Origin of the sequence: Streptomyces rugosispiralis (assembly GCF_024505145.1) — a bacterium.
Taxonomy (GTDB): Bacteria; Actinomycetota; Actinomycetes; order Streptomycetales; family Streptomycetaceae; genus Streptomyces; species Streptomyces rugosispiralis.
Map to the genome: position 1 here is coordinate 1 of NZ_JANIAA010000096.1, position 8,738 is coordinate 8,738.

Sequence of the window (8,738 nt, forward strand, 5' to 3'; positions counted from 1 at the left end):
CCGATAACGTAGGACGCGGTCCAGGCCAGGTCAAGGCCCCGAGGGAAGAGCGAGAGCGCCATCTTTCGATAACAACGAGGTCTGGCGAGCACACACGGGGCACAGCGACCAGCGTCACCCTGGTCGCGTCACCGGCCGAGAGCCGCACAGGCAGGCCACAGACCGGCCTGACATCTCCCATAGTTACCATGCACTAACATCTCTGCCTCCCCATCTGGCGACTTGACCGCATCCAGGTCACGTCTTACGTTAATCATCAATAACATTCGAACGGAGGGGTCGATATGGACGTCATCGTCATGGCCGAGGGGGACACCTCGGTCGGGCTCGCGCGTGAGCGCCGCTACCGGGAGCTGGTCGAGGAAGTGCTCCGCCCGTACCTGATGGCTTTCACAAGCCGTACGGACAACTGGTCTGACGAGAAGCGGCCCAGCGCCGCCCTCGCCAACGCGGACACCGTCCACCACGCCCCTGCCGCCCGCGCCGCCCGCGAGGTGTGGCATGGCTGATCGAGTCCAAGGGCTGGACGCGGCTGCCTTCCGTTCGGCGCTGGCCCGCTTCCCTGCCGGCGTGACGATCGTGACGACCCGAAGCGCCGGGGGCACGCTGCATGGGTTCACCGCGAGTTCCTTCGCGGCGCTGTCGCTTGATCCACCTCTTGTGCTCGTTTGCCTGGACCAAGGAGCAACCTGCTTCCCGGCTTTTATAGCGGCTGAGCGGTTTGTCGTGAACATCGCGACGCCCGCGCATGCGAAGTTGGCCATGAGGTTCGCCACGAAGGGCGAGGACAAGTTCGCGCACGGGGGCTTCGAGTCCGATGAGGGCGGTCATCCGATACTGCCCGACGCCGCGGCGGTCATCCGCTGCGAGCTGGAGCAAGCCGTACCCGGCGGCGATCACGTCATTCTCATCGGTCGCGTGCACGACGCGCGCATAGGTAGCGGCGAGCCGGTGATGTGGTACCGCGGCGATTTCCTCCACCTCGGGCAGAGCGTTACATGAATGGCGTCGGGCCCGGCTCGTCAGCTCTGGTGGATCCGCGGAGAGGCCGTGTGATGGATCTGATGGATTTTGAACCGACCCCGACGCATCGGGGGCTGTTGCTCGATCGTGCGCGTTCCGAGCCCGACATCGTCGCGCTGCGCCACTGGCGCGATGGGGTTGTGCACGCGATCACGTGGCGGACGTACCGGGCCGTGCCGCGGCCGTCCGGTGAGTGATTCCGTGGAGATCGACCTCGTGAAGATCGGGAACGTGCTGCACCCGGTGGCCGACATCGACGCCGCCGTGCGTTTCTACACCGACACCTTCGGCCTGGCCACGAAGTTCGTCGACGGCGACCGCTACGCCGCCCTCGACGCCGGTAGCACCACGTTGGCCCTGACCGGTCCGGCCGAGGACGTCACCGGTGGGGTGCCCGCGGTGTCGTTCAAGGTCCCCGACGTGACCTCAGCGCTCACCGCCCTCGTACAAGGCGGCGGATCCGTAGTCCGGGAGCCCGAGCAGGGCCCGCACGAGGTCCGGGCCGTGGCCCGGGACCCATGGGGCAACACCGTAGTGATCTACGGGCGGCGGTAGCGGTCAGTCCGGTAGCGGGTTGGCCTCCGCCATGCCGCAGACCGAGACGTCGGGTGCCATTGGCATTCCTGTTCGTGTCCCTCTCCGGCCGTCGGCCAGATCCTCGACCCTTTGCGCGCCGGAACAACCTGCGCGGCCCAGGCCCCAACACCCGCTGACCGAGTCACCCGCCATCGCTCTCCGATGCGGGCTGTGACGCAAGAAAGTCGATCTGCCTGGACCGGCAGCGCGTCCAGCCCGGCCGCGGAGTGCCGCGTCAACTCGGCACTTCCTCCCGTCGCCGCTCATCGCCGGCTGTGGCGGGGATGGCGTTGTCGATGAGGACGGCGGCGATGGCGGCGGCGGCGGGAAAGGCGTCGGTGTTGAGGACCCGGGTGCGGGCCGCGGCGCCGTCGAGCAGCAGCGCGAGCTGCTCGCCGAGCTGTTCAGGGTCGGCGGCGCCGGCTTCGCGGGCGGTGTCGGCGAGCCGCGTGGCGACGGCTTTCTTGTAGTCGCGTGCGTACTGGGATGCGGGGTGCTGGGGGTCGTGGAGTTCGACGGCGGCGGCGATGTAGGGGCACAGGGGGGTGGTGGGAGGGATGTCGAAGGCGGCGAGGAGCCGTTCGCGGGGCGTGAGGTCGGTGCGGTCGAACACGCCGGGCAGAACGGAGGGGTCGAACCGGCGCAGGTACTCGGCGACGAGTTCGTCCTTGCCGGTGAAGTGCTGGTAGGCCGTGCGCTTGGACACCTCGGCCGCCGCGCACAGCTGGTCCATGCCGGTGCGGTTGATGCCCTGCTCGCGGAACAGCTGCTGGGACGCGCTGAGGATGCGCTCGCGGGCGCCCCGGCCGCGGCGGCGGCCCTTGGGGCCCTTCTCCAACTCCGTCATGGGCCCATCCTACCGCAGCTGGGTAACGACCGGTGTACATAGTTTGCGTCCCGGCCACCCGCCCCGTACCGTAAGCACACAGGGCGGTGTACATAACACCGTCACCCCAGGTGCGCACGGCACCACCGATCCAAAGGAGAGACCATGGGAAAGCTTGACGGGAAGGTAGCGGTCATCACCGGCGGCACCACCGGCATGGCGCTGGCCGGCGCGAAGCTGTTCGTCGACGAGGGAGCGCACGTCTTCATCACCGGCCGCCGCCAGGACGCCCTGGACGAGGCCGTGAAGCAGATCGGCCGCAACGTCACCGGCGTCCAGGGCGACGCCGCCGACCTGGACGACCTGGACCGCCTGTACGACACCGTCAAGCGGGAGAAGGGCAGCCTCGACGTGCTGTGGGCCAGCGCCGGCGGGGGCGAGCCCGCCCCGCTCGGCGAGATCACCGAGGCCCAGTTCGACACCTGGTTCGGGCTCAATGCCCGCGGCACCCTGTTCACCGTGCAGAAGGCCCTCCCGCTCTTCAACGACGGCGGCTCCATCCTCATGACCGGCTCCAACGCCTCCCTCGGCGCCTTTCCCGGCTGGAGCGTCTACGCCGGCAGCAAGGCCGTCCAGCAGGCCTGGGCCCGCGTCTGGCTCAACGAGCTCAAGGACCGCCGCATCCGCGTCAACGTCCTGACCCCCGGCCAGGTCGCCACCGCCAAGCAGGCAGAACTCTTCGACGAGGCCACCAAGCGCCAGTTCGAGTCCCTCATCCCCCGCGGCCAGATGGGCAGCCCCGACGAAATCGCCACCGCCGCCCTCTTCCTCGCCTCCGACGACTCCAGCTACGTCAACGGCATGGAACTCGTCGCCGACGGCGGCACCACCGCCATCTGAACCGAACAACGCACAACCAGGACAGGACATCTCATGAGCAACATCAGCATCATCGGCACCGGGAACATGGCCCGTACCATCGGCGCGCGGGCGGTAGCGGGCGGCAACACCGTCGAGGTCATGGGCCGCGATCAGTCCAAGGCCGCTGACCTGGCCAAGGCTCTCGGCGGCGGCGCCACGACGGGAGAATGGGGCACCGCCCCGGCCGGGGACATCGTCATCGTGGCCCTGTTGTACGACGGTGTCGTGCCGGTCGTCGCCCAGTACGGAGACGCTCTCGCGGGCAAGGTCATCGTCGACATCAGCAATCCCTTCACTTCCACGTTCGACGGGCTGGCCCACCGCGAGGAGACCTCGATCGCGCAGGAAGTCGCCAAGGCGGCCCCGGCCGGCGCCAGCGTGGTGAAGGCGTTCAACACCATTTTCCGTCATGTCCTGGAGAAGGGTCGGCCCGACGTCTTCATCGCAGGCGACAACGCGCAGGCCAAGGCAAGTGTGGAGGCGTTCGTCGAGAGCCTCGGGCTGCGCCCGCTGGACGTCGGCGGCCTGAAAATGGCGCACTGGCTGGAAGGAGCGGGCGTGGTCACAGTGGGCCTCGCCAACCACGGGGTGGGGAACCTGGACTTCGCCCTCAGCATCACCGAACTTCCCGGCTGAGCGAACGGTTGACGGATCATCGAATTGCCGCGGTCCCGGGTCGTCGAGATAGCGGGTCGTCCAGAGCACGATGGCTTTGAGGACCAGGCCGAGCGCGCCGGGCTGGTCCTCCATGCCGTCCCGGTACGCCTGGTGGATGGTGCCGCGCTTGCCGTGGCACACGTCCCGGGCCGGCTCGGCCGCGGTTGTGGTATCCGCGGGCTCGACGATCTCCTGCACCCGGGCGGCTTCCGCGCAGCGTCGCAGGAGATCGTGGATCTGGCCGTCCGCTCAGGCGGGTAGCGGCTTTGCCGCGGTCTTCGGCAGTCGCGCGACGGCGATCACTCCGATGAGTGCTACGGCGAGGATCCAGTAGACGGGACTGGTTCTGCTTCCGGTACCGGCCACGAGGGCGGCGGCGACGAGTGGCGTGATGCCGCCGATGATCACGCCCAGGTTGTAGCCGATCGCGATGCCTGAGTAGCGCACGCTTGCCGGAAACAGTTCCGTGGCCAACGGCCACGTAGGTACCTGGGCCCACCCGGTGAAGAACATGAAGACCAGATAGACGGCGCCGACGGCCCAGAGGCTGGTTGCCGCGATGAGGAGTGCGAAGACCGGCCAGGCGATGACGGCGAAGATGACGTAGGACGCCAGCAGGATTGGCTTGCGGTCGTAGCGATCCGTCAACTTGCCCGCCCATGGATAGGTGAAGGTGGCCAGGGCGATGCACAACGCTGATGTCCAGGCGACGCCGGTGGCGGAGAACCCCTCCTCCTGCAGGAAGATGGCGAAGTAGGCAACGCCGAAGTAGCCGGTGCCATTGAACGCGATAGCCAGGCCCGCCACGCGGGCAACCGACACCGGGTGGCTGCGCAGAGCGGCCAGCATCGGGCTGCGTACGATCGCGGCCTTCTCCGCCAGCTCTTGGAATTGAGGCGACTCCTCGACCCGCAGCCGAGCCTGCAGACACACCAGAGTGAGGACCAGCGAGAGAAGGAATGGAATCCGCCAGCCCCACGTTGCCATCTGGTCGGCCGGCACCAGCAGCCGGACCAGCCCTACGACGCCGGCGGCCACGGCGAACCCGAGAGTAGACCCCATGGAAACCGTCGATCCGTAGAAGCCCCGCTTACCGGGCGGCGCCAGCTCGGCGATGTAGGTGGCAGCGCCACCGATCTCACCACCGGCGGCGAACCCTTGGGCGAGCCGCACAACGATGATGGCGATCGTCGCGGCGACTCCAATCTGTCCGTAGGTGGGCAGCAGGCCCATCATGCCGCAGGCCACGCCCATCATCACGATCGTCGCGATGAGGGCTGTCCGGCGGCCGCGGCGGTCGCCGAGACGGCTGAAGAACCAGCCACCGAGCGGACGGATGAGGTAGGACGACGCGAACACCGCGAGCGCGGACAGGGTTGAGACCGTCGGATTGTCGCTGGGGAAGAACAACGGTCCGATGGTGAGCGTCAGAAACCCATAGACACTGAAGTCGTAGTACTCGATCAGTGTTCCGACGCCGCCCGCCAGCGATGCACGCCGGGCGGACCTCAAGCTGATCGTCTTTGGGGAATGTTGTGCCGTCGTCATTGGCTCTCCTTGTCACACCAGGATGGGAGGTGCGCCGTTCAGCCGCCCTCGCCGCGCGAGGCCGGCGCCGTCACGTTGCTGATTCGACGACTGCGGGATGGCCATCGGATGATGGGGCGCATTGATGGTGTGCTGACTCTGACCCTTCGTACACAGACGCGCAATGCACTGACACGACTGGACTAATTCAAATTCCACAAGCATGGATGCGGAAGAGACATGGTCTGGGAGTGGCGCGCAAGAATGGAATTAAGTCAGCATTGCCGGAACGCTGTGTCGTCCCCCGACTCGCCCGAGCTCGGCTCGCAGGCGTTCGGACAGTGCCGCCGCGGTCAGCGCCTTGGCCTGTGTGCTCCGCTCGAGCAGCACGGTGAGGCACTTGCGCGCGTCGCCCACGACGATTGCTTCACTGATCAGCGAGCTCTCCTTCAGCCGGGTTTCGATCGGCCGCGGATTGAATCGTTTTGCCGCCGCTGGTGATGATCACGTCCTTCTTCCGGCCGACAGTGGCGCGCGGACCAGCATTTCACCATCATGTGCGACCTGGACCTGGAAGCGTGGGTCCGAGAATTCACGACCAATATATCCCGGGCGGGGAAACGTCTGGTCGAAATGAGCGACGGGGCAGCCGGCTGTTTCGGTGAGGCCACCATAGCTTTCGCGTAGATCCAGCCCCCAGATCTGCCACAGCGCGATGACGTTCTCGGCATCGCGGCAGAGACGGAGCGAAAGCGACGCGAAGGCGGTCCAATCCGACGCTTGCCCGCAGCGGCAGGAAGACACGGTGAAGCACTGCGGTGTATGCGATCCGCAGCAATACCGAGGGATGCCCACTGGACCATCGGCGCTCGGCCATTCGGCGACCGACCCACATCGCGCCGTTGTAGGCGTACCGGCGTACCCGGGGCCAAGCCCGCGTTCGTGCGATCAGCTCGCCGGCGGCCTAGCCGACGATGTCGTGCTCACGGCTGTCGAGTTCCGGATAGAGGCCGACGACGGTCTGGACCGAGTGCTGAAGCGTACGGTGCGAATGGGTGCCGCCTTTCGGAGCTCCTGTGGAGCCCGATGTGCAGAAGAGAACGGCAGGGTCGTCGAGTGTCGTGGCAGCGACCAGCTCGACCAGACGGTCGGATACGGCGCCTGGATGCCGCGCTCCTTCCGTGCGCAGCTCCTCCCACGTCGTCCCGGTGATTGTCCCGGGCAACGCCGAGGGGCGGTGTCCATGCCGATGACGAGTCGCAGCTTCGGTGTGCGGGCCGCGATCTCCGCCACCTTGTTGAGCTCCGTGGTTGTCTCGCCGATGAAGGCGGCGGCCTCGCTGTGCGTGAGGAGTTGCTCGATCTCGGCGGGCGAGCTGGTCGGGTAGACGCCGACCACCACGCCGCCGACACTCTGCACGGCCAGTGCGGCGAAGGCCCATTCCGGGCGTGCGCCGCTCATCACCGCGATGCGATCGCCGCGCCGCACACCGTGCTCGACAAGGCCGAGCGCGATTTCGCGCACTCGATCTCGGTACGTCCGCCACGTGATCGCGTGCACAACCCCATCGCGCCAGTGCGCAGCGCGACGGTGTCGGGCTCGGAGCGCGCACGATCGAGCAACAGCCCCGGATGCGTCCGGATCAGATCGCGTCTCAGATCGCGTCCGCGGGGATGAGTAGCGCGTTGATCGCGGCGGTGCGGATGGTCGTCGCGACGATGTCGGGATCAAGGCCGCTGTTGAACTGGGGTACCGCGTTGATCATCGAGAAGACGGCATGTGTGAGGATGCGGGTCTGCGCGTCTGACAGGTCGGGCCGCAGCCGGCTGACCAGCCCGCTCCACTCCTCGGCGTAGAGGCGCATCATGCGTCGCATGCGATGGCGTTCGTCCTCGGGGACATTGTGTTCGTTCTTCAGGAACACCAGCGTGGACGGAACGTTCTGGAGACTGCGTTTGACGTGGTAATCGATCATCTCCTCGAGTGCCTTGCGTGGATCCGTCACCTCGGCCGCCGTCTTGCGGGCCTGAGCCAGCAGTTCGTTCAGCGGATCCTCGAGCACGGCGATCAGCAACGCCTGCTTGCTCGGGAAGTGCCGGTAGAGCGCGGGGCCGGTCACACCGGCACGCGCGCCGATCATCTCAGTGGTGACCGCATCGAAGGCCCGCTCGTTGAACAACTCTCCGGCGACCTTGATCAGCACCTGCCGACGGGTGGCGCGGGGAGATGCAGTACGGGAGGTAGGTGAACTCGACACACCTGAAGTCTAGGCTAGGTGAGCGGCCGATAACGTGCCATTGCGTGTTCCACGAGCAGGTCGGCCACCGTGGACAGACAGGCGAAGCCCAGCTCGGACGACATGCCGCGCGGATCACCGAGCACCCCGCTGGGTGCGACCGCCTTGACACCGTCAGTGAATACGCGGGCCAGCAACGCGTCATCCATGGACCCCGTGAAGCCTGCGGCGGCGCGCTCGTTCCGCACGGCGTCCGGCCGCACGGCTAGCATGATCGAACTTTCGGCGACATCGGCATGGCCTCCGACGTGGTCGGCGAGGCCGGCGACACGTTGAGCAGCATCGCGCCACGCGCGGAGGACCGCTGCCGAGTCCGCGAACGCGATGACATCCAGGTCGGGGGGAAGCCGCGCGGCGAGCTTCGGCTCGATGTCACCGAGCATCGGGTAGTTGCCGATATGCGCCGAGAAGATCAGCACCCGGCGGAAGCCGTGCGCGGCAAGGCTCGCGCAGCAGTCGGCGCAGATCGCCTCGAGCGTCTCGGCCCGCAGCGAGAGCGTTCCGGCGAAGCCGAGATGGTGCGACGAGCAGCCGATCCGCACCGTCGGTAGCACGAGCGCGTCGCCAAGCCGCTCGGCGACAAGAACACCCAGTCGATCGGCGTGATCACTGTCGACCGACATCGGCAGGTGCGCGCCGTGCTGCTCCGTGGCGCCCAGCGGCAAGACCGCCGTACGCATACCGCTCGCGATGGCGCTCGCGATGTCAGGCGAGGTCAAACGCTCAATCCGCAACTCGCTCACGTGTGGTCACTCCTCCTCCTGTGCCCGCTCGGCCAGTACCTCGCGGATGTGTCACTACTCGGCGGACGGGGAGAGGTCCGCAGCCAGGCCCGCACACGTTAATCCGAACTAACGCCTGTCACTCCCCCCGGGGCCTTGACCTGGCCTGGGCTGCGCCCTACGTTATCGA

General features: G+C 67.1%; 11 protein-coding genes and 3 pseudogenes. 6 read left to right on the forward strand and 8 right to left on the reverse strand.

The window, feature by feature from the left end:
- The first annotated feature begins 284 nt into the window (after window positions 1-284).
- Genes NP777_RS46235 through NP777_RS46250 form a run of 4 tightly spaced genes read left to right on the forward strand, consistent with a single transcriptional unit; the run spans window position 285 to window position 1,578 of the window.
- A complete protein-coding gene (locus tag NP777_RS46235) occupies window positions 285-509 on the forward strand; it encodes a hypothetical protein (protein WP_256656214.1) in 225 nt (74 codons plus the stop codon).
- Window positions 502-1,002 (forward strand): flavin reductase family protein, encoded by a 501-nt coding sequence (locus NP777_RS46240; RefSeq protein ID WP_256656215.1) that lies wholly within the window; start codon window positions 502-504, stop codon window positions 1,000-1,002. Before NP777_RS46235 ends, NP777_RS46240 begins: the two co-directional genes overlap by 8 nt.
- A 53-nt stretch (window positions 1,003-1,055) precedes the next feature.
- Window positions 1,056-1,220 (forward strand): hypothetical protein, encoded by a 165-nt coding sequence (locus NP777_RS46245; protein ID WP_256656216.1) that lies wholly within the window; start codon window positions 1,056-1,058, stop codon window positions 1,218-1,220.
- A 4-nt stretch (window positions 1,221-1,224) separates the two neighbouring features.
- Window positions 1,225-1,578 carry a VOC family protein gene (locus NP777_RS46250; protein WP_256656217.1) on the forward strand — a complete coding sequence of 118 codons (354 nt, stop codon included), beginning with the start codon at window positions 1,225-1,227 and terminating at the stop codon, window positions 1,576-1,578.
- Between the two features lie 256 nt (window positions 1,579-1,834).
- On the opposite strand, the gene NP777_RS46255 is transcribed toward NP777_RS46250, so the two are convergent.
- Window positions 1,835-2,446 carry a TetR/AcrR family transcriptional regulator gene (locus NP777_RS46255; RefSeq protein WP_256656218.1) on the reverse strand — a complete coding sequence of 204 codons (612 nt, stop codon included), beginning with the start codon at window positions 2,444-2,446 and terminating at the stop codon, window positions 1,835-1,837.
- A gap of 144 nt (window positions 2,447-2,590) precedes the next feature.
- On the opposite strand from NP777_RS46255, the gene NP777_RS46260 reads away from it, so the two are divergent.
- Together NP777_RS46260 and NP777_RS46265 are read left to right on the forward strand one after the other, a co-directional pair.
- Window positions 2,591-3,325, forward strand: a complete 735-nt coding sequence (locus tag NP777_RS46260; protein ID WP_256656219.1) for an SDR family NAD(P)-dependent oxidoreductase — start codon at window positions 2,591-2,593, stop codon at window positions 3,323-3,325.
- Window positions 3,326-3,358: 33 nt separating this feature from the next.
- Window positions 3,359-3,982, forward strand: a complete 624-nt coding sequence (locus NP777_RS46265) for an NADPH-dependent F420 reductase (RefSeq protein ID WP_256656220.1) — start codon at window positions 3,359-3,361, stop codon at window positions 3,980-3,982.
- A gap of 42 nt (window positions 3,983-4,024) precedes the next feature.
- On the opposite strand, the pseudogene NP777_RS47960 reads toward NP777_RS46265, so the two are convergent.
- The 7 genes and pseudogenes from NP777_RS47960 to NP777_RS46290 all read right to left on the reverse strand — a co-directional run.
- Window positions 4,025-4,222, reverse strand: a pseudogene (locus NP777_RS47960) (Tn3 family transposase); the annotation flags it as partial.
- A 30-nt stretch (window positions 4,223-4,252) separates the two neighbouring features.
- Window positions 4,253-5,551 (reverse strand): MFS transporter, encoded by a 1,299-nt coding sequence (locus NP777_RS46270; RefSeq protein ID WP_256656221.1) that lies wholly within the window; start codon window positions 5,549-5,551, stop codon window positions 4,253-4,255.
- 249 nt (window positions 5,552-5,800) lie between these two features.
- A pseudogene (locus tag NP777_RS48905) lies at window positions 5,801-6,007 on the reverse strand (hypothetical protein); the annotation flags it as partial.
- A 487-nt stretch (window positions 6,008-6,494) separates the two neighbouring features.
- The gene (locus NP777_RS46275; RefSeq protein ID WP_256656222.1) at window positions 6,495-6,755 is read right to left on the reverse strand and encodes an AMP-binding protein; all 261 of its coding nucleotides are present in this window, start codon (window positions 6,753-6,755) and stop codon (window positions 6,495-6,497) included.
- A gap of 5 nt (window positions 6,756-6,760) precedes the next feature.
- Window positions 6,761-7,261, reverse strand: a pseudogene (locus NP777_RS46280) (AMP-binding protein); the annotation flags it as partial.
- Window positions 7,185-7,733 (reverse strand): TetR/AcrR family transcriptional regulator, encoded by a 549-nt coding sequence (locus NP777_RS46285; RefSeq protein ID WP_256656223.1) that lies wholly within the window; start codon window positions 7,731-7,733, stop codon window positions 7,185-7,187. The pseudogene NP777_RS46280 and the gene NP777_RS46285, both read right to left, overlap by 77 nt.
- A gap of 68 nt (window positions 7,734-7,801) precedes the next feature.
- Complete coding sequence (locus NP777_RS46290) at window positions 7,802-8,569, reverse strand: creatininase family protein (protein ID WP_256656224.1); 768 nt, start codon at window positions 8,567-8,569, stop codon at window positions 7,802-7,804.
- Window positions 8,570-8,738 lie beyond the last annotated feature (169 nt).

Coding starts and splice junctions, on each gene's coding strand:
- NP777_RS46235 (WP_256656214.1), top strand. CDS start 285: ATGGACGTCATCGTCATGGCCGAGGGGGACACCTCGGTCGGGCTCGCG.
- NP777_RS46240 (WP_256656215.1), top strand. CDS start 502: ATGGCTGATCGAGTCCAAGGGCTGGACGCGGCTGCCTTCCGTTCGGCG.
- NP777_RS46245 (WP_256656216.1), top strand. CDS start 1,056: ATGGATCTGATGGATTTTGAACCGACCCCGACGCATCGGGGGCTGTTG.
- NP777_RS46255 (WP_256656218.1), bottom strand. CDS start 2,446: ATGACGGAGTTGGAGAAGGGCCCCAAGGGCCGCCGCCGCGGCCGGGGC.
- NP777_RS46260 (WP_256656219.1), top strand. CDS start 2,591: ATGGGAAAGCTTGACGGGAAGGTAGCGGTCATCACCGGCGGCACCACC.
- NP777_RS46265 (WP_256656220.1), top strand. CDS start 3,359: ATGAGCAACATCAGCATCATCGGCACCGGGAACATGGCCCGTACCATC.
- NP777_RS46270 (WP_256656221.1), bottom strand. CDS start 5,551: ATGACGACGGCACAACATTCCCCAAAGACGATCAGCTTGAGGTCCGCC.